This window comes from Gryllotalpicola protaetiae (genome assembly GCF_003627055.1).
Lineage (GTDB): Bacteria > Actinomycetota > Actinomycetes > Actinomycetales > Microbacteriaceae > Gryllotalpicola > Gryllotalpicola protaetiae.
In genome coordinates, this window is the sequence record NZ_CP032624.1 from 3,036,271 (window position 1) to 3,058,977 (window position 22,707).

The 22,707-nt window shown below is 69.2% G+C and carries 24 protein-coding genes; 11 read left to right on the plus strand and 13 right to left on the minus strand.

Going from position 1 to position 22,707, the window contains the following annotated elements; all coding sequences use genetic code 11:
• Window positions 1-92 precede the first annotated feature (92 nt).
• Entirely contained in the window at window positions 93-593 is a 501-nt protein-coding gene (locus tag D7I44_RS14765) for a MarR family winged helix-turn-helix transcriptional regulator (protein ID WP_120790188.1), read from the minus strand.
• A 100-nt stretch (window positions 594-693) separates the two neighbouring features.
• Here D7I44_RS14765 and D7I44_RS14770 point away from each other — a divergent pair, with 100 nt between their 5' ends.
• On the plus strand, window positions 694-1,269 hold the full coding sequence (locus D7I44_RS14770; RefSeq protein ID WP_120790189.1) for an NADPH-dependent F420 reductase: 576 nt from the start codon (window positions 694-696) through the stop codon (window positions 1,267-1,269).
• Between the two features lie 79 nt (window positions 1,270-1,348).
• Here the strand turns inward: D7I44_RS14770 and D7I44_RS14775 are convergent, their stop codons facing one another.
• Window positions 1,349-1,855 (minus strand): TetR/AcrR family transcriptional regulator, encoded by a 507-nt coding sequence (locus D7I44_RS14775; RefSeq protein WP_245979697.1) that lies wholly within the window; start codon window positions 1,853-1,855, stop codon window positions 1,349-1,351.
• Between the two features lie 205 nt (window positions 1,856-2,060).
• On the opposite strand from D7I44_RS14775, the gene D7I44_RS14780 reads away from it, so the two are divergent.
• From D7I44_RS14780 to D7I44_RS14800, 5 genes are all read left to right on the plus strand, one after another.
• On the plus strand, window positions 2,061-3,374 hold the full coding sequence (locus D7I44_RS14780) for an MFS transporter (RefSeq protein ID WP_120790191.1): 1,314 nt from the start codon (window positions 2,061-2,063) through the stop codon (window positions 3,372-3,374).
• On the plus strand, window positions 3,371-4,945 hold the full coding sequence (locus D7I44_RS14785; protein ID WP_162940303.1) for a family 20 glycosylhydrolase: 1,575 nt from the start codon (window positions 3,371-3,373) through the stop codon (window positions 4,943-4,945). The genes D7I44_RS14780 and D7I44_RS14785 overlap by 4 nt, the downstream gene beginning before the upstream one ends.
• A gap of 333 nt (window positions 4,946-5,278) precedes the next feature.
• Entirely contained in the window at window positions 5,279-5,935 is a 657-nt protein-coding gene (locus D7I44_RS14790) for a hypothetical protein (protein ID WP_162940304.1), read from the plus strand.
• Window positions 5,932-6,426: an RNA polymerase sigma factor gene (locus tag D7I44_RS14795; protein ID WP_120790194.1), complete on the plus strand. Its 495-nt coding sequence runs from the start codon at window positions 5,932-5,934 to the stop codon at window positions 6,424-6,426. The genes D7I44_RS14790 and D7I44_RS14795 overlap by 4 nt, the downstream gene beginning before the upstream one ends.
• A gap of 238 nt (window positions 6,427-6,664) precedes the next feature.
• Window positions 6,665-7,405: an alpha/beta hydrolase family protein gene (locus D7I44_RS14800; RefSeq protein ID WP_162940305.1), complete on the plus strand. Its 741-nt coding sequence runs from the start codon at window positions 6,665-6,667 to the stop codon at window positions 7,403-7,405.
• 98 nt (window positions 7,406-7,503) lie between these two features.
• Here the strand turns inward: D7I44_RS14800 and D7I44_RS14805 are convergent, their stop codons facing one another.
• From D7I44_RS14805 to D7I44_RS18295, 4 genes are read right to left on the minus strand one after another with little or no spacing between them, the layout of a single operon-like run.
• Entirely contained in the window at window positions 7,504-7,956 is a 453-nt protein-coding gene (locus D7I44_RS14805) for a VOC family protein (protein ID WP_120790196.1), read from the minus strand.
• A 45-nt stretch (window positions 7,957-8,001) separates the two neighbouring features.
• Window positions 8,002-8,853, minus strand: coding sequence for an alpha/beta fold hydrolase (locus tag D7I44_RS14810; RefSeq protein ID WP_120790197.1), 852 nt, complete (start codon window positions 8,851-8,853; stop codon window positions 8,002-8,004).
• 38 nt (window positions 8,854-8,891) lie between these two features.
• Window positions 8,892-9,644, minus strand: coding sequence for a GNAT family N-acetyltransferase (locus D7I44_RS14815; protein ID WP_120790198.1), 753 nt, complete (start codon window positions 9,642-9,644; stop codon window positions 8,892-8,894).
• Window positions 9,645-9,680: 36 nt separating this feature from the next.
• Entirely contained in the window at window positions 9,681-9,830 is a 150-nt protein-coding gene (locus D7I44_RS18295) for a hypothetical protein (protein ID WP_162940306.1), read from the minus strand.
• 124 nt (window positions 9,831-9,954) lie between these two features.
• On the opposite strand from D7I44_RS18295, the gene D7I44_RS14820 reads away from it, so the two are divergent.
• Window positions 9,955-11,319 carry an NAD-dependent succinate-semialdehyde dehydrogenase gene (locus tag D7I44_RS14820; RefSeq protein WP_120790199.1) on the plus strand — a complete coding sequence of 455 codons (1,365 nt, stop codon included), beginning with the start codon at window positions 9,955-9,957 and terminating at the stop codon, window positions 11,317-11,319.
• 19 nt (window positions 11,320-11,338) lie between these two features.
• Here the strand turns inward: D7I44_RS14820 and gabT are convergent, their stop codons facing one another.
• The gene (gene gabT / locus D7I44_RS14825; RefSeq protein ID WP_120790200.1) at window positions 11,339-12,700 is read right to left on the minus strand and encodes a 4-aminobutyrate--2-oxoglutarate transaminase; all 1,362 of its coding nucleotides are present in this window, start codon (window positions 12,698-12,700) and stop codon (window positions 11,339-11,341) included.
• A 43-nt stretch (window positions 12,701-12,743) separates the two neighbouring features.
• On the opposite strand from gabT, the gene D7I44_RS14830 reads away from it, so the two are divergent.
• Both D7I44_RS14830 and D7I44_RS14835 read left to right on the plus strand, forming a co-directional pair.
• Window positions 12,744-12,989, plus strand: coding sequence for a YdeI/OmpD-associated family protein (locus D7I44_RS14830; protein WP_181445573.1), 246 nt, complete (start codon window positions 12,744-12,746; stop codon window positions 12,987-12,989).
• Window positions 12,990-13,086: 97 nt separating this feature from the next.
• Window positions 13,087-13,980 (plus strand): DUF72 domain-containing protein, encoded by an 894-nt coding sequence (locus D7I44_RS14835; protein ID WP_162940307.1) that lies wholly within the window; start codon window positions 13,087-13,089, stop codon window positions 13,978-13,980.
• Between the two features lie 12 nt (window positions 13,981-13,992).
• On the opposite strand, the gene D7I44_RS14840 is transcribed toward D7I44_RS14835, so the two are convergent.
• From D7I44_RS14840 to D7I44_RS14865, 6 genes are all read right to left on the minus strand, one after another.
• Window positions 13,993-15,747 carry a DEAD/DEAH box helicase gene (locus tag D7I44_RS14840; protein ID WP_120790203.1) on the minus strand — a complete coding sequence of 585 codons (1,755 nt, stop codon included), beginning with the start codon at window positions 15,745-15,747 and terminating at the stop codon, window positions 13,993-13,995.
• Between the two features lie 26 nt (window positions 15,748-15,773).
• Window positions 15,774-16,121, minus strand: coding sequence for a DUF2255 family protein (locus D7I44_RS14845; RefSeq protein ID WP_120790204.1), 348 nt, complete (start codon window positions 16,119-16,121; stop codon window positions 15,774-15,776).
• Between the two features lie 63 nt (window positions 16,122-16,184).
• Window positions 16,185-16,955 carry an SCO1664 family protein gene (locus tag D7I44_RS14850; protein ID WP_120790205.1) on the minus strand — a complete coding sequence of 257 codons (771 nt, stop codon included), beginning with the start codon at window positions 16,953-16,955 and terminating at the stop codon, window positions 16,185-16,187.
• Window positions 16,952-17,599, minus strand: a complete 648-nt coding sequence (locus D7I44_RS14855) for an MSMEG_4193 family putative phosphomutase (protein ID WP_120790206.1) — start codon at window positions 17,597-17,599, stop codon at window positions 16,952-16,954. The genes D7I44_RS14850 and D7I44_RS14855 overlap by 4 nt, the downstream gene beginning before the upstream one ends.
• Window positions 17,600-17,696: 97 nt before the next feature.
• The gene (gene glgX / locus D7I44_RS14860) at window positions 17,697-19,673 is read right to left on the minus strand and encodes a glycogen debranching protein GlgX (RefSeq protein ID WP_181445574.1); all 1,977 of its coding nucleotides are present in this window, start codon (window positions 19,671-19,673) and stop codon (window positions 17,697-17,699) included.
• Window positions 19,670-19,912 carry a hypothetical protein gene (locus D7I44_RS14865; protein WP_120790207.1) on the minus strand — a complete coding sequence of 81 codons (243 nt, stop codon included), beginning with the start codon at window positions 19,910-19,912 and terminating at the stop codon, window positions 19,670-19,672. The genes glgX and D7I44_RS14865 overlap by 4 nt, the downstream gene beginning before the upstream one ends.
• 147 nt (window positions 19,913-20,059) lie before the next feature.
• Between D7I44_RS14865 and D7I44_RS14870 the strand changes: the two genes are divergently transcribed.
• Both D7I44_RS14870 and D7I44_RS14875 read left to right on the plus strand, forming a co-directional pair.
• Complete coding sequence (locus D7I44_RS14870; RefSeq protein WP_245979700.1) at window positions 20,060-21,169, plus strand: 5-methyltetrahydropteroyltriglutamate--homocysteine S-methyltransferase; 1,110 nt, start codon at window positions 20,060-20,062, stop codon at window positions 21,167-21,169.
• A 154-nt stretch (window positions 21,170-21,323) separates the two neighbouring features.
• A complete protein-coding gene (locus D7I44_RS14875; RefSeq protein WP_120790209.1) occupies window positions 21,324-22,670 on the plus strand; it encodes an anthranilate synthase component I family protein in 1,347 nt (448 codons plus the stop codon).
• The last annotated feature ends 37 nt before the right edge of the window (window positions 22,671-22,707 follow it).

Genomic DNA, 22,707 nt, shown 5'->3' on the forward strand with positions numbered 1-22,707 from the left:
CTGCTCGATCTGGTCGACGAAGACGACTGATCGCACACGTCCACTCACGCGGACGCGTGCGACGCGGCGCGCCTGCGACGGGAGATCCGCGGCTACTCGCGCCCGGAGCTCGAGCGGGCGGACGCCATCATCCGGCCTTCGGGGTCGAGCCGGCGCAGCAGGGCCGCTGAGATCTCGTGCAGGTTCCTGAGCTGCTCGGCGGTGAGGGGGTCGAAGACGAGCGAGCGCACGTTCTCGACGTGGCCGGGCGCGGCCTGCACGATCTTCTGCCAGCCCTCGTCGGTCATGACGGCGTTGGTCGCGCGGGCATCCTCGGCGCACTGCTCGCGGCGCACGTAGCCGCGCTTCTCGAGCCGGGAGATCACGTGCGACAGGCGCGGCAGCGTGGAGTTGGTCATGGAGGCCAGCGCCGTCATCCGCAGGGTGCGATTCTCTGCTTCCGAGAGCATCGCGAGCGTGAAGTAGTCGAAGTGTGTCAGCGTCTCGTCGCGCTGGAGCTGCGCGTCGAGCTCACGGGGGAGCAGCTCGAGGACGGCCGCGAACGACACCCAGGTGTCCTGTTCGCTGCGGCTCAGCCAGCGTGGTTCGGTCATGGCCTGAGTCTATCAAAAAACTTGCATCTTCAACTAAATCGGCATATATTGCTTGTATCAACAACCAATCGGCGCGAGTGGCGCCAGGAAGAAGCAGACGATGACCAGCGTGACGATCTTCGGCAGTGGCAACATGGGGTCGGCGATCGCCGGCGTGCTCGCCTCTGGCGGGGCATCCGTGCAGCACATCGGCAGTTCCGAGACGAACGCGCAGGTGACCGGTGACATCGTGGTGCTCGCGGTGCCGTACCCGGCTCTCGCGGCGATCGCGACCAACTACGGCGAGCAGCTCGCCGGAAAGGTCGTCGTCGACATCACCAACCCGTTGGACTTCGAGACCTTCGACGCGCTGGTGGTGCCCGAGGGCAGCTCGGCCGCGGCCCAGCTGCAGCAGTCGGTCCCCGGCGCCCACGTTCTGAAGGCGTTCAACACGAACTTCGCGGCCACGCTTGCCTCGGGTCAGATCGGGCCCGAGAAGACCACGGTGCTGATCGCCGGTGACGACGACGCGGCGAAGTCGGCGCTCGCCGCCGCGATCGAGGCCGGCGGCCTCGCGGCGATCGACGCGGGCTCGCTGCGCCGCGCGCACGAGCTGGAGGCGCTCGGATTCCTGCAGCTCACCCTCGCCGTTGGGGAGAAGATCGGCTGGAACGCCGGCTTCGCCGTCGTCAAGTAGCACTCAGCGAACGGGCCATCCGTCGCGGAGCTCTCAGGCTTCGCGACGGATGGCCCGCCTGGGCGATGGCCGCGCGGCGTCAAGGCCTCGTGTGATCGAGCCCGCGGGCGACTCGCCCCAGCGCCGCGTCGATGAGCCTGGCGCATGCCACGCGATCCGGGGCGGGGAGGCCCGCCCATTCGGAGAGCGCGATGCCGATCGCCGTGAATGCGACGGAGGCGAGCAGGCGCCACTCGAAGCCGACAACCTGGCCGCTGCGCGCCGCGAACAGGCGGGCCAGACGCTCCTTTCTGCCTTCCCATCTGGCGAAGTTGGCGCCCATCAACTCAGGGCTGTCGCGGATCAGCGCTTCTGCGCGCCAGAAGCGCCGCAGCCGGGCGTCGTTCCACCGACTGTCGTCCAACAGGTCTCTGAAGATCCCCCGCAGCGCGGTCAAAGGCGATTCGCCGGGCGGTCGCGCTTCCAGGGCGGCGACCAGCTCGTCCATGACCTGATCCTCGTGCGCGAGCACGACCTCGTCTTTCGTGGCGAAATACCGGTTGAAGGTGCGGGTGGAGACGCCGACGCGCTGCGAGATCTGCCCCACAGTCGTCGCCTCATAGCCCGCTTCTTCACAGAGCTCCAGAGCGGCCTCGATGAGTCGCGCACGAAGCGTCGACTTCTTCCGCTCACGCAGTCCCGGCGATGCTGCTTGTGTGCTCACATCGCCACGTTAGCGGCGCCCCTTGAAAAGTGTCTTGCTATGCCAGTTTTTCGTGGCTAATGTGACTGACCAAGACAGTTTTGGTGGCATGGTGCGTTCCGTCCGCATGCCCGACGAAGAAGTGGACAGCCGCAGCATGACCGACGCCCCGCTCTTCCCGCCGAGTTCAGCCGCATCGCAGCTCTTGGATCCCCGGTCGCGCCGGCGCCTTCTCGTCATGTTCGGCCCGGCGTCTTTCAGCATCTCGCTGGTCTGGGGTGCGGTGACGTCCGTCCTGCTGGCCCTGCAGGTGCAGCATCTGGTCGGCGAAAGCGACAAAGTCGCCCAGCTCGCCCTCGTCAGCACCGCAGGGGCGGTCGCGTCGTTGCTCTCCCAGCCCATCGCGGGCTTCTTCTCTGATCGCACCCGCAACCGCCTGGGCCGACGAGCGCCCTGGATGCTCGCGGGCGTCGTCCTCGGCGGCGTCGCTTTGGTCGCCCTCGCGTTCGCGTCGACCATTCCTGCCGTCGCGATCGCCTGGGTGGTGGCGCAGATCGGTTTCAACGCCGCGTGGGCGCCGCTCACCGCGGTCATGCCGGACCGCGTGCCAACCGAGCAGCGCGGCACCTTCGCGTCGCTGTGGGGACTTGGGGTCATGCTCGGCACAGTCGGCGGCCAGGTGTACGGCGCGGCATTCGCCAGCGACGTCGCTTCCGGCTATGTCGTGCTCGCCGGACTCACCGTCGTGATCATCGGCTTGTTCGTCATCGTGTGCATGGACGGCTCCAGTCGTCAGATGAGTGTGACGCGGATGCGGTGGCGCGAGCTGGTGACGATCTTCTGGTTCAACCCGGTGCGTCACCCCGACTTCGGGTGGGCGTTCCTGAGCAGGATGTGCGCCTACGCGGGCTTCTACGTCGTCTTCGGATTCCAGCTGTACATCTTGCAGGACTACATCGGCCTCGGCGATGGCGCTTCGGCGGTCGTGGCCAGGCTCGGCATCATCATCGCCGCGGGTGTGATCATCTCCACCGCGGTCGTCGGGCGCCTCTCCGACCGTCTGGGACGTCGGAAGCCCTTCGTCATCATCGCGGCCGTCATGGTCGGCGCCGCACTCATTGCGCCACTGGCATCCCCCACGGCTCCAGCGATGTACACGCTGGCGGTGATCGCGGGGCTCGGCTTCGGGTGCTTCCAAGCCATCGACACCGCCCTCGTCTCAGAGGTTCTGCCGTCGACCGACGGGCACGGAAAGGATCTCGGCATCGTCAACATCGCCGGGCAGCTGCCGAACGTTCTGGCGCCGGGAATCGCCGGCGGCATCGTCCTCGCCACGGGCGGCTACGCAGCGCTGTTCCCAGTGGGAATGGCGCTTGCCGCGGCATCCGCCCTCGCCGTCCTGCCGATCAAAGGGGTCAAGTGAGCACCGCAGACCTGATCCCTCGCCCCCTGCAGATCACGGAGAGCACGAGGGCGTTCGAGCTGGGACGGGGCGCCGCGCTGCGCGTCACCGCCCCCTGCTTGGAGGAAACTGGCGCGACGTTTGTGTCGAGCCTGCGCGCGTGGTGCGGCATCGACATCACCCGAGGCGATGCGGTCGATTCGACGAACGTGATCGAACTGCAGCTGGTCGATGCCATCCCCGGTGAGGAACGGCTGCCTGCCGTGCGCGGTGTGCGTGCGGATGGCGCCGACGTAGAGCGTGAGCGATACCGCCTCGAGGTCACGCTTGAGCGCATCCTCGTGCGCGCGACCCACCCCGAGGGGATCCATCGCGGCCTGACCACCCTTACCCAGCTGGCGGCGACCGGCCCCGCCACGGGAAGCATCGCCTGCACGACGATCCTCGACGCCCCCCGATTCGCCTGGCGCGGCCTCAGTCTCGACGTCGCCCGGCACTTCCTCGACGTCGATCGGGTCTTACAGGTCATCGACCTGCTGGACCTCTACAAGTTCAACACGCTGCACCTGCACCTGACCGACGACCAGGGATGGCGCTTGGCGATCCCGACGAGGCCGGCTCTCACCGCCGCCGGCCCGCACTACAGCGCCGCCGAATACCAGCGCATCGTCGATCATGCCGCCGCTCGATTCATCACCGTCGTACCGGAGATCGACCTGCCGGGACACAGCGCCGCCGCGATCGCGGCATACCCCGAGATCGGTGCGGATGCGGCGCAGGACGACTCCGGCCAGCGCCGAGCAGCACTCGACGGGAGTCGGGAGGAGACGTGGCGTTTCGTCGATGACGTGATCTGCGCCGTCGCCGATCTCACGCCTGGCCGCTATGTCCACATCGGCGGCGACGAGGCCTTCGACCTCACCCCCTCGGAGCATGCGCGCTTCGTGACGCGGGCGGCGCAGCTGGTCGCGGGCACCGGAAAGTACGTGGTCGGCTGGCAAGAGGCCGCGCGCGGCGCACTGCCCGCGGAGAGCATCGTCCAGTACTGGATCCAACCGGAGCTGCTGGACGCACTCGCCCGTAGCGGCGCGCTGCCGGAGACCGTGCTGGGATTGGCGGTGGACGACCTCATCGTGCACTACGCGCCCGCTCGAGACGACCTGGACCTGGCCAGTAGGCAGGGTGCCTGGGTGGTCGCGTCGCCTGTTTCCGCGACGTACCTCGACCGACGTTATGCAGCGCCGAGCTCGGACCCGGCACAAGGGGAGTTGCGCGCCCGGCTCGGGAACCCCCTTTATCCACCGGCCAGCCTTGACGAGTACGCCGCCTGGAATCCTGACGACCTCGCCCCGGGATTCGACGCAAGCCGGCTCGCCGGAATCGAAGCAGCCCTCTGGGCGGAGACCGTTCGCAGCGACGCAGACATGCTGGCGCTTCTTCTCCCTCGACTTCCTCTCATCGCCGAGCATGCGTGGGGGACCACCGCCACCTCGTGGGAACGACTGCGATCGGCTCTGGCCCGGCATGCCGCCGCCTGGCGGAGCCGCGGTCTGCACTGGTTTGCGAGTGACGAGGTCGACTGGGAGGTCTGAGAGCCGAGCTCTCGGCATCTGGCTATTGGTTCGCGGCCGAGGCGAGCGCGACCGTGCGCTTCTGTGCCCAGGCCTGTCTGATTTCGTGGTGCCGGCGTGAGTCCAGCCGTCGACGAGCGGATACCTCTCCGATGCTTCATGGGGCCGCAGCTCGCGCGGAAACGGTAGCCCTCGGACGCCAGAACGTCGCGGTCACAACGGGATCACAACGGGATCCCCAGGTGGAACACTGCCGATGAACCGGCCATAGGAACTCTCGCAATCTCTCGTGAGGACGAAACGCGGGATGCCGGACAGGTACGGGGTGTGAGCACCATCGACGATGGAGGAGACATGACCCGCGACATCCTGGACGACCTGCTGGATCGTTCCGCACCGGCATCCCCGCACGTTCCCGCTGCTGAATTCCGTGCGATGGTCGGCGACGCGCGCACGGCCGCGCCGCGTCCGCGCCGCGCCCGGGCGTGGCTGGCAGGCGGCATGGTGGTGGCGCTGCTCGCCGGCGGGACCGGGGTCGCATACGCCGCCACCGGCGGATTCCGGCCGCCGACACGCTCGAAGCAACCATTGATCGCCATGTCGTTCACGATGGCCTACGGATTCCAGTGCAACTATCGGGAAGCCGCGTACAGCCTCGGCCCGGACCCCGACCCGATCTGGGCACAGGCCACCACGGTCCTGCACAACTGGTACCGCTCGGGCGATGCCCTCGTCGACACGCAGGCGCTCGTCCCTGCGGAGCGTGCGTGGTTGCCATACGGGTTGACCGCGGGCGAGACGGTCGCCGATCTCGACACGATGCCGGCGAGCCAGGCGGAGTCGATCGAATACGATCATGAGTCGATGGCGTGGGCCATCGCCATCGACGAGGCCAAAGACAACGAGCTCTCCAGCCACGGCATCGACCCCTATGCCGTCGCGCAGGACCCGGTCAGTCAGCTCACGTGCGTCGACAGCAACGGCCAGCCCTACCCCAAGGCCCGCGGATGAGGCGGGATGACGCCCGGCTCACCCGCGCGCTCACCGAGACCGCGCCGGATCTGCTCGGCTACTTCCAGCGCCGCGTCGGCCCGGATGACGCGCCCGATCTGCTCGGCGAGACCATGGTGTCCGCGTGGAAGCGCGTCGTGGATCTTCCCGGCGAGCCGGAACGCGCCCGGATGTGGCTGTTCGGGATCGCCCGCAATGTGCTCCTCAACCATCGGCGCGGCGAGCGGCGACGATGGGCGCTGGCCGACCGCATCCGCGGATACTCGAGCCGCGCTGCGGCTGCCCCGGCGGCCGACGACGGCGCGGAGGTCAGAGACGCCATCCAGCGCCTGGACGCCGATCTCGGCGAACTCGTCCGCCTCATCCATTGGGAGCGGATGACACTCGTACAGGCCGCCGAGCTCCTGGGCATCCCCGGCTCGACCGCACGCACCCGCTACGCACGTGCGAAAGAACTGCTCCGCGCATCACTCACCGTCGACGTGCACTGAGGGACTCGCATCCGCTCGTGAGAGCGGGATGGTAGGACGAATCTCTTGTTGCCGGACATCGGCGGCTCAGCAGTGTGGTGACTGCCCGATGGGATTTGCCGGCGGTAGCGAAAGACGGCGCGAGCTTCGTCGTGGATGCCGCGTACGAGACCGGCGGTCGCACGCAGCCTCGAACATGGGTCGCCGCTTGTTCAGTCAACGCGGCCGGCCTCGCGGGGCTGCATGTCAGGCTGAGATCGTGACATCGCCGTCTGAGACGTTTTTCCGCACCGACATCCGTGGCCGCTCGATCGCGTGCGCTCGCCATGATGCCGACAGCGAGGCGACCGTCATCTTCAGCCACGGCTTCCGCGGTGAGAAGACGGGGCCGAACAGAACCTTCGTCCGGGCGGCGAGGCAGCTCGCAGCAGCCGGAATCTCATCCTTGCGCTTCGACCAGTACGGGTCCGGGGACTCCGACGGCGACTTCCTCGAGTCGCGGTTCACCGACTGGGTCGAGACGATCAAGCTGCTCGCGCGACGCGAACTCGATGCAGGGCGACGAGTCGCCCTGTTCGGTCAAAGCATGGGCGCATCCGCAACCATTTGCGCGGCAGACGGACTACCCGTTGGCGCGGTGGTTGCGTGGGTGCCCGATGCGAACATCGACGCCTTTACTGCCAGGCCGGACGGATTCGTAGAAGAAGGCGGACAGCGCGTCGGCAATGCGTTTTGGCAGGAGGCGTACGCCGCCGACGTCGCTCAGCACCTCGCTGCGATCTCCGCCCCGACGTATCTCGTGTTCGGCACTGCCGACGAGTACGTCTCGACGGAGAACCGCGAGGCCCTCGTCGAGGTCGCCGGCTCGAACGTGAGTATCGACACCTTCGACGGCTATCCCCACAGCGCGTGGACCGCCACACAGGCCGATGACATCATCAACCGCAGTGTCAAGTTCCTGGTCAGGCACCTCGCGACCTCAAATGCCGACGCACGCTGACGTATCGGCGGGCGGCCATCGCGTCTGACTGGCGGCTCGGAGTTTTCCGGCACGATGGATGCGATGACTCGCGAGACGCTCGAGATGCTCGAAGGATCTCAGGCGGTGCCGAAGCCGTCTCGTTGTGTGCGCAGTTCGATGGGTTCGAGTTCCTGGAACAGTGTGATCTGCAGTCCGGCAGGGGCGTTCAACCGTGAGTTGAGAGACTGCCAAGGGGTCGTTCGGGGCGAGGCGATGAGTTCCGCGCCTGCGTCGACCAGCTCGCCGGTCTTGCCTCCTGCGTCATCTACCTCGAACGCGACGCGGATGCGCGCGCTCGGCGCCCCGCCCGCTTCGACGCGGTCGATCATTTCGACCTGGGCCGGGTTGGAGAGTTCCAACGTGGCCCGGCCGGCGTCGAGGATCACCACCTTCGCGTCGCCGTCACCGGTGAACGCGGCCTGCTCTGGCAGGCCGAGCACGTCTCGGTAGAACGCGAGCGCCGCTTCGAAATCCTCCGCGTGAACGACCAGCCGTAGCTGTCGCACTCCCGACGAGCCAGTTCCTGTCATGCTGCAACGCTAACCGGCGACCGGGGCCGGCTTGCGTTCATCGCTTCAGCGTCTGCTCAACCCCAATCGCGGGCCAGATGCCAGCAGCCACGGCAGGGACTCTTCGACCAAGGGGATGGTGCTGATGTGTCCGCCGGGTTCGATGCGAAGCGTGCTCGTCGGGATGGCGCCGGCTACCCAGCGAGCGTGCGTTGCAGGAACGAAGGTGTCGTCGGCGCCGTGCATGATCAGGACGGGCGCGGTGATCTGGTCCAGTCGGAATCGCCAGTCGGCGAGACAGGCCAGTTCGTCGTCGATCGTGCCCTCGGTCGACGTGGCGGCGGCTGCGTCGAGCTGCCACTGCCAATAGGGGCCGTGCATCGCTTCGAGATCGGCGGCTGCGAACATGCCGAGGTCGACCTCGGTCGTCGCCGACAGGTGCGAGCGGAGCGGCTCGGCGCCCGCCAGCCCCGCCTCGAACTCGGCCCGGTTCGCGGCGCTCATGCCGGCGAACCAGTCCAGCCCTACGGCGCCGTACGGCGCCGGGCCGCCGAGGACCGCGGCGGCAGTGAAACGGAGCGGATTCACGGCGACAGCCGCGAGCGCGTGCATCGCCCCCGCCGACAGGCCGAGTGTCGCCGCGGATTCGATCTCCAGCGCATCCAGGACGGATGTGGCGTCGCGGGCTCCGTCGGCCACGCTGCGGCCGGACTGCGGTGCCGAGCGCCCGTAGCCGGGACGATCGTGGCTGACGACGCGAATCCCCAGGTCGCGTGCGCGATGGACGAATGGCAGAGGTGGCAGCCCGCTCATGCCGGCGCCATGCTGCCAGTAGATGACCCCCGAGCCGCCCACTCGACCACTGTCGTAGAGGTGAATGCGCCGGCCGCCCGGTGCGTCGATGTCCGACTCGATCATCGGCCCACCCTACGGACAAATCGCCGAGGGGGGAGCGCCTACGCCGGCGCCCAGCACGTCCACTCCGAGACCGTCCGGAAGCCGAGGCTCTCGTACACGCCGAATCCGGCCGGACTCGATTGCAGCCACGCCCACCCCGCGCCGCGATCCATGGCGTCATCGATCACTGCGGCGGTGAGAGCCGCACCGAAGCCTCTGCGGCGATACTCGGGCAGGGTGGCGACGTCGAAGATGCCGACATGGTCTTCCAACATCAGGCCAAGAGCCGTCGCGACCGGCTCGCCTTCCACCTCGCCCACGAAGTATCCGATGTCGCCCGTTTCTGCGAGCTCGGCCGACGCGAGCGGCTCGAACACGGCGGCCGGTGCCGGGTAGCCCAGGCTTGCGAGCCGAGCGTGCAGCGCGGCATCCTGCGTCTCGAGCCTCCGCATCGTCAGCCCGGGGGTCGCTCGCAACCACGGCCGACGTTCCACGCGCATCAGCGGGATCGTTTCGGTCGCGACGAGGGACTGCGCGTGAGCGAACGGACCCATCGACTCCTTGTGAGAGGGGGACTGCAGCGACCACGGCAGCCCCGCCGCGCTCACGACGCCAACCAGCTCGGCAAGAACCTGAGGGTCGGCGTGCGCCTCGGCGCTCCACACGCCGTTCAACACGGGTGCGGGCAACCCGGTCACCGCCGCGACGGAGCGACCCTCGGTTCGACTCCAGCCGGCAGGCAGGCGTTCGGCGAGCCAGCGGAACGCGGACAGCAGACCGTCCGCAGTCTCCTCGACTTCAGCGGCGGTCACGGCCGGATGCTACTCCGGCGCACCGGCGGCCGCTGCTCAGTGATCGTCCTCGTCGTCCGCCTCGTCGGGCGCGCCGCCGCTCGCGGTGTCGGGCTCTGACGCGCCGTCTTCGCGCGGCACGCCCTGGGTGTGCTTCTCGTCGTGCTCGTGCTCGTGCTCGTTGCTGTCGGAGTCGTGAATGCTCATGCGCATCAGGTACCCGCCGACGCGCATCGCTTCACCCCGCGCCGTGCCCTAGCCCGGCGCGCCGCGATGCGGTGAGATTGGGGGAGGACGATCGAGACAGCGCGATCGCGGAGAGGACAGCTTGATGAGTACGTATGCCGTCACCAACCCGGCTTCGGGGGTGCTTCTGAAGTCCTACCCCGAGATCACGGACGCCGAGCTCGACGCGGCGATCGCCGGTGCGGCGGCCGCGCACGCGCACTGGTCGCGAGTGCCCGTCGAAGAGCGCGCAGCGGTGGTCGGCAGGGTCGCCGAACTGCACCGCGAGCGCAGCCGCGAGCTCGGCGAGATCATCACCCGCGAGATGGGAAAGCCGATCGAGCAGGCCGTCGCCGAGGTCGACTTCGCCGCCGATATCTATGAGTACTACGCCGACAACGCTGCCCGGTTCCTCGCCGACGAGCCGATCACGCTGCTCGGCGGCGAGGGGTCCGCGCTCGTGCGCAAAGCATCCTTCGGCCCCCTGCTCGGCATCATGCCCTGGAATTTTCCCGCCTATCAGGTCGCCCGCTTCGCCGGCCCCAACCTGGTCATCGGCAACACGATCCTTCTGAAGCACGCGCCGCAGTGCCCCGAGTCCGCCGCCGCGATCGAGCAGATCTTCCAGGATGCCGGGCTGCCAGCCGGCGCCTACGAGAACATCTACGCCACGAACGAGCAGATCGAGACCGTCATCGCCGACCCGCGCGTGCGCGGCGTCTCGCTCACCGGCTCCGAACGCGCGGGCTCGGCCGTCGCGGCGCTCGCCGGCCGCCACCTCAAGAAGGTCGTGCTCGAGCTCGGCGGCTCGGACCCGTTCATCCTGCTCTCGACCGACGACCTCGACGGCGCCGTCGAGTCAGCGGTCGCCGCACGCCTCGACAACACCGGCCAGTCGTGCAACGCGGCGAAGCGGTTCGTCATCGCCGACGACCTCTACGACGCCTTCCTCGAGAAGTTCGGCGCGGCGCTCGCTGCGGCGTCGCCCGTCGACCCGAGCCTCGAGGACGCCGTCATCGGCCCGCTGTCCTCGGCTGCCGCGGCCGATCGGCTCGACGACCAGGTGAAGCGTGCCGTCAGCCAGGGCGCGACGCTCGTATTCGGGGGCGAGCGCGACGGATGCTTCTACCAGCCGACCCTGCTCACCGACGTCGACGCGTCGAACGACGCCTACCGTGAGGAGTTCTTCGGCCCGGTGGCCGTCGTCTACCGCGCGGCCGACGAGGACGACGCGGTGCGCATCGCCAACGACACCTCGTTCGGCCTCGGCTCGTACGTGTTCACGACGGATGCCGCCCAGGCCGAGCGCGTCGCCGACCGGCTCGACGTGGGCATGGTCTACGTCAACCTCGTCGGGGCGGACAGCCCGGAACTGCCGTTCGGCGGCGTCAAGCGCTCCGGCTTCGGGCGCGAGCTCGGCCGCTTCGGTGCGGACGAGTTCGTGAACAAGAAGCTCATCCGCATCGGCTGACGCCGGCGCCCCGCCCGACTCAGCTCGCTAAGAGGGCCTCGCGCACGACGCCGAGGCCCTCGGCGAGCAGCTCGTCGCCGATCGACAGCGGGGGCAGGAAGCGGATCACGTTGCCGTAGGTGCCGGCGGTGAGCACGATCACCCCGTGCTCGTAGGCGTACCTGACGACGCGGCCGGCAAGCGCGGCATCCGGCGCACCGGTCGTGGGGTCGACGAGCTCGATCGCGACCATCGCGCCGCGGCCGCGGACGTCCGCGATGCGCGGCTCGTCGGCGCGCACAGACACGGCCCACTCGGCGATGACCTCGCCGATGCGGCCGGCGCGCTCGACCAGCCCGTCGTGCTCGAACGCCTCGATCGCGGCGAGTGCCGCGACGCACGCGAGCGGATTCCCGCCATAGGTGCCGCCGAGGCCGCCGACCTGCGGGGCATCCATGATCTCGGCACGGCCCGTGACGGCCGACAGCGGCAGGCCGCCCGCGATGCCCTTCGCGGTGGTGATCAGGTCGGGCACGATTCCCTCGTGCTCGCTCGCGAACATGTGGCCGGTGCGTGCGAAACCGGTCTGCACCTCGTCGGCGATGAACACGACGTCGTTCTGCCTCGCCCACGCGGCGAGCGCGGGCAGGAAGCCGGGTGCCGGCACGATGAAACCGCCCTCGCCCTGGATCGGCTCGATCAGGATCGCCGCGAGGTTCTCGGCCCCGACCTGCTTCTCGATCATCGAGATGGCGCGCTCGGCGGCCTCGGCACCGCTCAGCCCGTCGCGGAACGGGTACGACATCGGCGCGCGGTAGACCTCAGGAGCGAACGGGCCGAAGCCCGACTTGTACGGCTTGCTCTTCGCGGTGAGCGCCATCGTCAGGTTGGTGCGACCGTGATAGGCGTGGTCGAAGGCGACGACGGCCTGGCGGCCCGTGTAACTGCGGGCGATCTTGACCGCGTTCTCGACGGCCTCAGCACCCGAGTTGAACAGGGCGGTGCGCTTCGCGAAGTCGCCGGGGGTGAGGCGGTTGAGAGCCTCGGCGACCTCCACGTAGGGCTCATAGGGCGCGATCATGAAGCAGGTGTGGGTGAACGCCGCGACCTGCGCGGTGACCGCCTCGACGACACGCGGGTTGGCGTTGCCGACCGAGGTGACGGCGATGCCCGAGCCGAGGTCGATCAGCGAGTTGCCGTCGGCGTCGACGACCACACCGCCGCCGGCCGCGACGACCGCGACAGGCACCGAGACGCCGACCGCGGCGGCGACCGCCGCCTTCTTGCGCTCCAGCAGCTCCACAGAGCGCGGCCCGGGAATCGACGTCACCAGCTTCCGCACCTGGGAAAGGGACGGGCCGCCGGCGACCGCGGCGGCATCGACGGGAGCGAGCGAAGTCATGCCTGCAAGGCTAGTCTGCAGCGGTACGAGGAGGTCAGCGAGGATGCCAGCGAGCGCAGAATTCGACACCACGGTGGAGGCGACCGGGAACAACACCGGCATCGTGATCCCCGACGACTTCGCCTCTGCGCTGTCGGCTGAGCCCGGGCTCGGCGCATTCTTCGCCGGTCTCTCCAACAGTCTGCAGCGCTACCACGTCGACAGCATCAACGATGCGAAGACCCCGGAGACCAGGACCAAGCGCATCGACAAGGCGATCTCGCTCTTCCGCGAGGGCAAGAAGCGGTGAGGTCAGGGCGATTCCTGACGAGAAGTTCGAAAGCCGCGAACAGCGCGACGCCGCCGTGACCCGGGCGCAGACGTTGACCGACGGTTACCGTGAGGGCATGGCAGAGGCACGAGGCCGAGCATTCATCGGCACGTCGGCGTGGCAGAAGGATGCCTGGAACGGCACGTTCTACCCCAGTGGTCTTGCGAAGACGAAGGAGCTCGCCTACTTCGCGGCGCGGCTCTCGACGGTCGAGGTCAACTCGACCTACCACGGACTGCAGTCGCCATCGACGTTCCTCAAGTGGCACGACGCAGTGCCTGAGCACTTCGTCTTCGCCGTCAAGGCGCACGGGGCGATCACGCACGAACGACGACTCCGCGGTGCCGAGCATGAGGTCGCCGCGTTCCTCGCCTCGGGTCCGCTGCTGCTGCGCGAGAAGCTCGGGCCGTTCCTCTGGCAGCTTCCGCCCACGCTCGCGTTCGACCCGGAGCTGATAGACGGATTCCTCGCTGCGCTGCCGCGCTCCGTCGATGAGGCGCGCAGCTTCATCGCACGGCACGGCGGCCAGGTCGATGACGAGCTCGCTAAGGTACCCGATCGCCCGCTGCGGCACAGCATGGAGGTGCGTCATGGGAGCTTCGTGAACGAGCGCTATCTCGAACTGCTGCGTCGCCACGGAGTGGCTGCCGTCATAACGAACTCGACGGAGCGACCGGTCATCGACGCCGTCACCGCGGATTTCGTCTATGTGCGATTCGAGGACACCCGGCGGCGGTTCCCCGAAGGACAGACCCCTGAGGACCTCGAGCACCATGCCGCGCGCGTACGCGCGTGGCTGGCCGGGGCCGGGCCCGACGGTGCAGGCCGTGACGTCTTCTTCTACTTCGACGACCCGGACTACAAGACGACTCCGACAGACCGGCCGCCGTTCGACGCCATCGCGCTGCAGCGGCTCGTCGGGGCAGCGCCGCTCGTAGCGGGCGCCACGCTGCAGACGAGCCTCTGGTGAGAACCACCGGCCTCAGTCGCGGCGCGGCCTGCGCGGCTTGCGACCCTGGTCGGGCGCGAGCTCGATGAGCCGGCCGCTGATGCGGGTGCTCTCCAGCCGGCGCAGCGTGTCGGCGCCGAGCTCGGCGGGCAGCTCGACGATCGAGAAGTCGGGGAAGATCTTGATCGCGCCGAAGTCGTCGCGGCTCAGGCCGCCCTCGTTCGCGAGCGCGCCCACGATCTGGCGCGGCTCGACGTGCTGCCGCTTGCCGACCTCGATGCGGTAGGGCGCGAGGGCGCCACCTGAGCGCGCGCCACGGTCACGACCGCGCCGGCCTGAGGCATCCGACCGATCGAATCGATCGCCGCGCCCCCCATCGCGGTCGCGCCCGCGCCGGTCGTCACGCTCGACCGGCGGGCGCAGCACGTCTTCCGGCGAGAGCAGCAGCGGCTCGTCGCCCTGCGCGACGACGGCCAGCGCCGCGGCGACGTCGGTCTCCGGCACATCGTGGTGTTCGACGTAGTGGGCGATGATGTCGCGGAACGCCGAGATACGGCCTTCCTGCTCGAGCGCCGTCGTGATCGCGTCGTCGAAGCGGGTGAGGCGCGTCGAGTTGATGTCGTCGACGGTCGGCAGCTGCATCTGCGTGATCGGCTGCCTGGTCGCCTTCTCGATCGTGCCGAGCATACGACGCTCGCGCGGGGTGACGAAGCTGATCGCGGCGCCGCTGCGACCCGCGCGCCCCGTGCGGCCGATGCGGTGCACGTACGACTCGGTGTCGATCGGCAGGTCGTAGTTGACCACGTGGCTGATGCGCTCGACGTCGAGGCCGCGGGCCGCGACATCTGTCGCCACCAGGATGTCGAGCTTCGCCGCCTTCAGCTGCTCGACCGTGCGCTCGCGCTGCGCCTGCGGCACGTCGCCGTTGATCGCGGCGGCCGTGTAGCCGCGGGCGCGCAGCTTCTCGGCGAGTGTCTCGGTCTCGTTCTTGGTGCGGACGAACACGATCATCCCGTCGAAGTTCTCGACCTCGAGGATGCGGGTGAGGGCGTCGACCTTCTGCGGGTACGAGACGACGAGGTAGCGCTGCGTGGTGTTCGCACTGGTCGTGGTCTTCGTCTTGACCGTGACCTCCTGCGGGTCGTGCAGGTAGGTCTTCGAGATGCGGCGGATCTGCGCGGGCATCGTCGCCGAGAACAGTGCGACCTGCTTTTCGTCCGGCGTCTCGGCGAGGATCGTCTCGACGTCTTCGGCGAAGCCCATCTTCAGCATCTCGTCCGCCTCGTCGAGCACGAGGTACTTGAGCTCGGAGAGGTCGAGGGTGCCCTTCTCGAGGTGGTCCATGATGCGGCCGGGCGTGCCGACGACGACGTGCACGCCGCGCCGCAGCGCCGACAGCTGCGTGCCGTAGCCCTGGCCGCCGTAGATCGGCAGCACATGCGCGCCGCGCACGTGCGCCATGTAGCTCTCGAACGCCTCCGAGACCTGCAGCGCCAGCTCGCGGGTGGGCGACAGGACGAGAGCCTGGGGTGTCTTCTGAGAGATGTCGAGGCGCGAGACGATCGGCAGCGCGAACGCAGCCGTCTTTCCGGTGCCGGTCTGGGCGAGGCCGACGACGTCGCGGCCCTCGAGAAGCAGCGGGATCGTCGCCGCCTGGATCGCCGACGGCGTCTCATAGCCGACGTCTTTCAGCGCTTTGAGCACCGCGTCGCTCAGGCCGAGGTCGGTGAACGCCGGCGCGGCGCTTGCGTCATCGGTGGCGGGCTGCGCGGAATCCGTGTCGGTCATCCCTCAACGGTAGCCGTCGCCGGGGGTCAGCGCGCGGCGTCGAGCTGCAGAGTCGCGGCGCGCGCGTCTGCGCTGGTGGCGAGCGAGGCGGCGGGCCCGTACTTCTCGAAGTAGGCGGCATCGATGACGGATGCTTCAGCCGAGGCGTCCGTGAAGGTGATCTCAAGGGTCTGATCGCCGAATTCGACCGTGCCCCGCCCCGCGGCGCGCGCGGCCTGGAACCACGTCGAGCTCGGCCCGCTGTAGGCGCGGATGAAGACGGCGCCTTCGACTATCACGAAGCCGAGCTCGACCTCGTCGCCGGAGTCGCCCGCGGCGAGCACGAGCGAGTATTCGAGGTCGAGGGCATCAAGGTCAGCGGGGCGCCAGGTCATAGCCAACATTCTTCACATCGTGGCGGGGCCGCCGCGCGGCACGAATACGCTTTTTGGCGTAATTCACATGAGCGGCCACGGCACCGTGTGCCAGCTGCCCTGCGGCGCAGGGAAGCGGTGTTCCGTGAGCAGCAGCTCGCAGCGGAAGTCGAGCATCTCGAGCTCGTACGGGTTCAGCAGCTCGGCGAGGGCGACTCCGAGCGCGCTCGCGAGGGCCGCCCGCACGGCTGCGACGCCGGCCAGCTCGGCATCCGTCAGCTCGTCGCCGACCCAGCCCCACAGCACCGTGCGCAGCTTGTCGTCGACGTGAAAGGTGAGGCCGTGGTCGACACCGTGGCGGTGGCCGCCCGGCATCTCGAGGATGTGGCCGCCCTTGCGGTCGGCGTTGTTCACGATCACGTCGAAGACGGCGATATGGCGCAGCGCGGCCGAGTCCTCGTGCAGGATCGCGACGGGGAAGTCGGGCTCGCCGATGATGTCGAACACGCGCCGGCGACCATCATCCGCCCGCGCTTCCGGCGGTGACAGCTCGACCGCACGCGGGCCGCTCGGCTCGCGCCACAGCTGCACCATGCCCGCGCCGAACGGCCCGTCGCGCAGCCAGGTCGGCGGCACGATGCCCCAGCCGAGCGCCTCTGAGACGAGGTAGGCCGCGACCTCGCGCTGGGCGAGGTCGCCGTCGGGGAAGTCCCACAGAGGCTTCTCGCCGGCGGTCGGCTTGTAGATCACCGGCGTCTCACCGACCGACGCCAGGAACGCCGCGTTGGACGCGGTCGGGATGCGCCCGATGAGGCGCAGCTCGCCGTCGGGGTGGCCAGCCGCGGCATCCGTCATCTACGCGCCTCACTCGGGATCGCGAGCGCGCCGCTGACCGAGTTCATCGCGAGCACGTCGGCCTGCCCACCCGAGTAACGGACGATCGACAAGGATGCTGGGGCGATGGCGATCCGCTGGAACTCGTCGAGCGGGCGCCCCTGCGCGTCGATGATGAGCGACTTGATGATGTCGGCGTGGGTGACCACTGCGAAGACGGATGCCGGGCCGAATCGCTGCTCGACAGCGTGGTCGTGGCGGCGCAGCGCCGCGAGCGCCCGCGCCTGCATGGCGGTCAGCGCCTCGCCGCCCGGGAACTCGGCCACAGACGGCCGCGACTGCACCACGTCCCACAGCGGCTCTCGGGCGAGCTCGCCGATCGCGCGGCCCTGCCACGTGCCGTAGTCGGCCTCGATGAAGCCGCGGTCGAGCGGTGTCTCGGGGGTTCCCGTCTGCCGGGCGATGATCGACCGCGCGGTCTGGCGGCAGCGCATCAGCGGGCTCGAGACGACAGCCGCCAGCGGAGCGGCGGCGAGGCGCTCGGCGGTGCGCGCAGCCTGCTCGCGGCCCACCTCGTCGAGGCCCACCCCGGCTGCGCGGCCGGCCAGCACGCCCGCGACGTTCGCGGCGGTGCGACCGTGCCTGACGAGAACGACGGTGGCCATGGGGTCAGCCTAGGCACCTCGCGGGCGGCATTCGATCGCGTCGTTGCTCTGCGGGCGCGGCTTCAGGCGGTGGAGGGACCGGACGAGCGAGTGCGCGTCAGCGCAGTGATCGCGTCGAGCGCAGCACGGCGAACGACCGCGGCGCGAGCGTCAGCCGGCGGGCGACCTCGACCGCGAGGCCTTCGTCGCTCGTGAGCTCGAGCCGCCAGGCGTGATGCGGCGGTCGCGGCAGCGAGAACTCGACCCCGTTCTCCGCCGCGTTCATCAGCACCGCGAACGCGTCGTGGCCCGCGTGGCCGAGGATGAACACGATCGCCCGGTGCTCGGCGCGCAGCCAGTCCGATGCGACGAACCGCCGGCCGTCCGCGCGGCGCAGGTCGACCGAGCGCAGGATGCCGGTTCCGGGCGCCTCTCGATACCAGTCGGGTTGCAGGGCGGGTTCCGCCCTGCGCAGCGCGATGAGCCTGCGCGTGAGGTCGAGCAGCTCGTCGTCGCCGTGCTCCCAGTCGAACCACGACGTCTCGTTGTCCTGGCAGTAGGCGTTGTTGTTGCCGCCCTGGGTGCGCCCGCGCTCATCGCCGCCGAGCAGCATCGGCACGCCGGCCGACAGCAGCAGAGTCGCGAGGAAGTTCTTGCGTTGCCGGGTGCGCAGCCGGTTGATGCCCTCGTCGTCGGTCGGCCCCTCTGCGCCGTAGCCCGAGGAGCGGTTGTCGGATTCCCCGTCTGCGCCGCCCTCGCCGTTGGCCTCGTTGTGCTTCTCGTCGTAGCTGGTCAGGTCGGCGAGCGTGAACCCGTCGTGCGCCGTCACGAAGTTCACGCTCGACAGCGGTGAGCGCCGCGACGCCTCGTATACGTCGGGGCTTCCGAGCACGCGCTGCGAGAACGTGCCGAGGATCCCGGGCCGCCCGCGCCAGAAGTCGCGCACGTCGTCCCGGTAGCGGCCGTTCCACTCCGACCAGTCGGCAGGGAAGCCGCCCACCTGATAGCCCGCGGTGTCCCACGGCTCCGCGATCAGCTTCACCGGCGCGAGCGTCGGATCCTGATGGGTCAGCGCGAGGAACGCGCTGTGCACGTCGGGGTCGCCGCCCTGCCGCGTGAGCGTCGTCGCGAGGTCGAAACGGAACCCGTCGACGTGCATCTCGGTCACCCAGTAGCGCAGCGAGTCCATGATCAGGGCGAGGGCCGCCGGATGCCCCACGTTGAGACTGTTGCCCGTGCCGGTCGTGTCGAAGTAGTGCTCCGGGTCGCCCTCGACGAGGCGGTAGTAGGACGGGTTGTCGATGCCCTTGAGACTCAGCGTCGGGCCGTCGTGGTTGCCCTCGGCCGTGTGGTTGTAGACCACGTCGAGGATCACCTCGATGCCGGCCGCGTGCAGCGCCGCGACCATCGTCTTGAACTCGTCGACCTGGGCGAGCGGGTCGTCCGCTGCGGCGTACTCGGGATGAGGCGCGAGGAACGCGAGCGAGTTGTAGCCCCAGTAGTTCCGCAAGCCCTTCTCAAGCAGGTGCCCGTCCTGCACGAAGCGGTGCACCGGCATCAGCTCGACGGCCGTCACGCCGAGATCGCGCAGGTAGTCGATCGCCGCGCCGTGGGCGAGGCCGGCGTACGTGCCGCGCAGCTCCTCGGGGACGCCGGGCATCGTCTTCGTGAAGCCCTTCACGTGCAGCTCGTAGACGACCGTGTCGGCGAGCGGCGTGCGCGGCGGCGCGTCGTCGCCCCAGTCGAACGAGCGGGGGTCGGTCACGACGCCGAGGATCGTGCCGTCCGAAGCATCCGTCGTCGCGGTCGCATACGGGTCGAGCAGCAGCTTGCTGTCGTCGAACCGCAGGCCGGATGCCGGGTCCGACGGCCCCGTGACGCGCAGGCCGTAGCGTGTGCCGGGCTCCACGCCGCGAACGAACCCGTGGAACACGTGGCCGGTGCGGTCGCCGAGGTCGGTGCGGGTCTCCGTGCCGTCGGCGCCGACGACGCACACTGCCACTGCGTCTGCGTTCTCGCTGTACACCGCGAACTCGGCGCCGCCCTCGATGAGGCGGACGCCGAGCGAGCGGGAGATCTGTCGGCGCGGGCTCACGCCGGTCCGTGTTTCAGCAGCAGCGCTGCGGCGCGGTCGAAGGTGACCGACTGCCCGACCTCGACGCAGTGGTCGAGCCGCGCACCGGCGAGCGCCACCCAGACGCCGCCGACCTGCTCGATGAATCCCGCGTTGCCCTTCGTGCCGTGGCCCGCGCCGGTGACGCGGTAGAGGCCGTCGCTCTGCTTCTCGATGCGCCAGTCGCCCGCTTCCGTCCGATACACAGCTTGGCTGTTCATGCCTGCCCCCTTCTTGGGGCCGCGCCGCCCCGTAGTAGTGAACGTAGGCGCGCGGGCCGGCGGGGAACAGACCGTTGACAGGCCGCCCGGGGTTCGATTAACGACATGCCGGGCCGTGTGCGCGGCCGAGCGGCTAGCGTGACTCGTGTGAGTGTCGATCCTCCGTTCCGCAGTGACATCGTCGGCAGCTTCCTGCGCCCGGAGAGCGTGAAGCTCGCCCGCGCCGACTATGAGCTCGGCCTGCTCGACGCGGACCAGCTGCGCGTGATCGAGAACGCCGCCATCGTCGACGTGCTCGGGCGGCAGCGGGACTCAGGGCTGCGCGCCGTGACCGACGGCGAGCTCAGGCGCGCGTGGTGGCACTACGACTTCTTCGACGGGCTCGACGGGGTCTCAGTGGTCGACTCTGACCACGGAATCCAATTCACGGGCGTCTCGACCGCGAACAAGGTGCTTCGGGTCAGCGACCGCATCGGGTTCTCATCGACGCACCCGTTCCTGGCGCACTACAGCTATCTGCACGAGAACGCGCCGGCCGGTCTGCTTCCCAAGATGACCATCCCGTCGCCGACGGTGCTCCACTTCCGATTGGACGCCGACGCGGTGACGACCACTGCCTACGTCGACCATGAGGACGCGTTCGACGACCTCGCCGCCGCCTACCGCGACGCCGTTCGGGCGTTCTACGACGCCGGGTGCCGGTACCTGCAGTTCGACGACACCGCCTGGGCGTACCTCTGCTCCGAGGTCGAGCTCGAGAAGGCGGCCGCCCGAGGCATCCGCACCGAGGGCCTCGCCGAGCGGTATGCCGAGCTGATCAACGCGTCGCTCGCAGGCAAGCCGTCGGACATGGTCGTGACGACCCATGTGTGCCGCGGGAACTTCCGGTCGACCTGGATCTCGTCGGGCGGCTACGAGCCCATCGCCGAGCAGTTGCTCGCGAACACGGACTACGACGGGTACTTCCTCGAGTACGACAGCGAGCGCGCGGGCGGATTCGAGCCCCTGAGGTTCCTGCCGCACGGTGCGAAGACGGTGGTGCTCGGCCTGATCACGTCGAAGTCGGGGGAGCTCGAGGATGTCGACGCGATCAAACGGCGCATCGAGGAGGCGACCGAGTTCGCGCCGCTCGAGCAGCTCGCCCTCAGCCCGCAGTGCGGCTTCGCCTCGACGGAGGAGGGCAATCTGCTGACCGAGGAGCAGCAGTGGGCGAAGGTGCGCGAGGTCGTCGCGATCGCCGAGGACGTCTGGGGCTGACGGCAGGAGCGAGGTCGCCGTCGCACCGAGCGGCGGCGTGCCTGTCGGCGGACTCAGATGAGGGAACACTTTTGGCGACGCGCCGAATCTGTTCCCTCATCGAAATGACGCGGGAGGCACTGGTCGCCACGCGGCCGACCGGTACGCTCGCACGATGATCGAGCGCGCAGCGACCTGGGTCGACCCGGAGGCGGCGTTTCTCGCACTCGACCGGGGCAGCGAAGTGGTGTGGCTCGATTCCGGGCCCGATGCCGTCGACGGCATCAGCGTGATCGGGTGGCCAGGCGCTGCCGCGCGTCGGCTGAGCGCGCGCACCGCGACGGATGTCTCGCCGATGCTCGCCGCGTTGAAGGCGGATCTCGCTGAACTTCTCGAGCGCGTTGGCAGCGTTGATGCCGACCGGCCCGTGGGGTCCGCAAAGGTCGGGGCCGGACTGCTGCCCGCATGGGCGGGGTGGTTCTCGCACGAGTTCGGGTCGGCGCTGCTGGGGGTGCCGACCGCGGCCGCCGGCGGTGCGCTCGCCGCGATGATGCTGGTCGAACGGGCTGTCGTCTTCGACCACGGCGCTCGCGTCGTGAAGGTCGTCGCGGCCGACCTCGACGGCGACTGGGTCGAGGCGACGCTGCGCGCGCTCGAGGGGGCTTCGGCCGAGGCATCCGACCCGCCAGCCGCGACCGAGCACGTCGAGATCTTGCGCGCGCATGATGACGCGGGTTATCTCGGGCTGATCCGGGCGAGTCAGGCGCATATCGCCGCGGGGGACGCCTACCAGCTGTGCCTCACCGAGCAGTGGTCGGCGCCGCGACCGTCATCGCCGGTCGACGTGTATCGGCGGCTGCGTCGGCTCGCGCCGAGTCATCACGGCGGCTACCTGCGGCTCGGCGGACTCGAGCTGCTGAGCGCCTCGCCCGAGCGGTTCGTCGAGGTGCGCGACGGCGTCGCCGCGACGCGACCGATGAAGGGCACGCGGCCTCGGGCGGCCGAGGCCGCCGCAGACGCCGCGCTCGCCGCAGAGCTGCTCGCGAGCGAGAAGGAGCAAGCCGAGAACCTGATGATCGTCGACCTGGTGCGCAACGACCTGTCCCGAGTGAGCGAACTCGGCTCGGTGACCGTCGACGAGTTGTTCGGCCTCGAGAGCTACCGCACCGTGCACCAGCTGGTGAGCACGGTGAGGGGGCGGCTGGCTCCGGGCATGGGGGCGACGGATGCCTTCGCCGCGCTCTTCCCCGCGGGGTCGATGACCGGCGCGCCGAAGCGGCGTTCGGTTGAGCTGCTGGCCGAGCTCGAAGGCATGCCGCGCGGGGCATATGCGGGCGCCTTCGGCTACTTCGCGGCGGACGGGCCGGCGGATTTCGCGACGACGATCCGGACGATCGTCGTCGACGGCGATCGCGCGACCTTCGGCACCGGCGGGGGGATCACGGCCTCGTCGGAGCCCGAGGCGGAGCTCGCCGAGATGAAGCTCAAGGCGGCCGCCCAGATCGCCGCGCTCGGCGGGTAGGGCGCTGAGCAGATCGGGCGCAATCGGGTCGATCGGG

Excerpts from the sequence above, each read along its gene's own strand:
- D7I44_RS14765 (WP_120790188.1), bottom strand. The coding sequence starts at position 593 with ATGACCGAACCACGCTGGCTGAGCCGCAGCGAACAGGACACCTGGGTG.
- D7I44_RS14770 (WP_120790189.1), top strand. The coding sequence starts at position 694 with ATGACCAGCGTGACGATCTTCGGCAGTGGCAACATGGGGTCGGCGATC.
- D7I44_RS14780 (WP_120790191.1), top strand. The coding sequence starts at position 2,061 with ATGGTGCGTTCCGTCCGCATGCCCGACGAAGAAGTGGACAGCCGCAGC.
- D7I44_RS14790 (WP_162940304.1), top strand. The coding sequence starts at position 5,279 with ATGACCCGCGACATCCTGGACGACCTGCTGGATCGTTCCGCACCGGCA.
- D7I44_RS14795 (WP_120790194.1), top strand. The coding sequence starts at position 5,932 with ATGAGGCGGGATGACGCCCGGCTCACCCGCGCGCTCACCGAGACCGCG.
- D7I44_RS14805 (WP_120790196.1), bottom strand. The coding sequence starts at position 7,956 with ATGACAGGAACTGGCTCGTCGGGAGTGCGACAGCTACGGCTGGTCGTT.
- D7I44_RS14810 (WP_120790197.1), bottom strand. The coding sequence starts at position 8,853 with ATGATCGAGTCGGACATCGACGCACCGGGCGGCCGGCGCATTCACCTC.
- D7I44_RS18295 (WP_162940306.1), bottom strand. The coding sequence starts at position 9,830 with ATGAGCATTCACGACTCCGACAGCAACGAGCACGAGCACGAGCACGAC.
- D7I44_RS14820 (WP_120790199.1), top strand. The coding sequence starts at position 9,955 with ATGAGTACGTATGCCGTCACCAACCCGGCTTCGGGGGTGCTTCTGAAG.
- gabT (WP_120790200.1), bottom strand. The coding sequence starts at position 12,700 with ATGACTTCGCTCGCTCCCGTCGATGCCGCCGCGGTCGCCGGCGGCCCG.
- D7I44_RS14830 (WP_181445573.1), top strand. The coding sequence starts at position 12,744 with ATGCCAGCGAGCGCAGAATTCGACACCACGGTGGAGGCGACCGGGAAC.
- D7I44_RS14835 (WP_162940307.1), top strand. The coding sequence starts at position 13,087 with ATGGCAGAGGCACGAGGCCGAGCATTCATCGGCACGTCGGCGTGGCAG.
- D7I44_RS14840 (WP_120790203.1), bottom strand. The coding sequence starts at position 15,747 with ATGACCGACACGGATTCCGCGCAGCCCGCCACCGATGACGCAAGCGCC.
- D7I44_RS14845 (WP_120790204.1), bottom strand. The coding sequence starts at position 16,121 with ATGACCTGGCGCCCCGCTGACCTTGATGCCCTCGACCTCGAATACTCG.
- D7I44_RS14850 (WP_120790205.1), bottom strand. The coding sequence starts at position 16,955 with ATGACGGATGCCGCGGCTGGCCACCCCGACGGCGAGCTGCGCCTCATC.
- D7I44_RS14855 (WP_120790206.1), bottom strand. The coding sequence starts at position 17,599 with ATGGCCACCGTCGTTCTCGTCAGGCACGGTCGCACCGCCGCGAACGTC.
- D7I44_RS14865 (WP_120790207.1), bottom strand. The coding sequence starts at position 19,912 with ATGAACAGCCAAGCTGTGTATCGGACGGAAGCGGGCGACTGGCGCATC.
- D7I44_RS14875 (WP_120790209.1), top strand. The coding sequence starts at position 21,324 with ATGATCGAGCGCGCAGCGACCTGGGTCGACCCGGAGGCGGCGTTTCTC.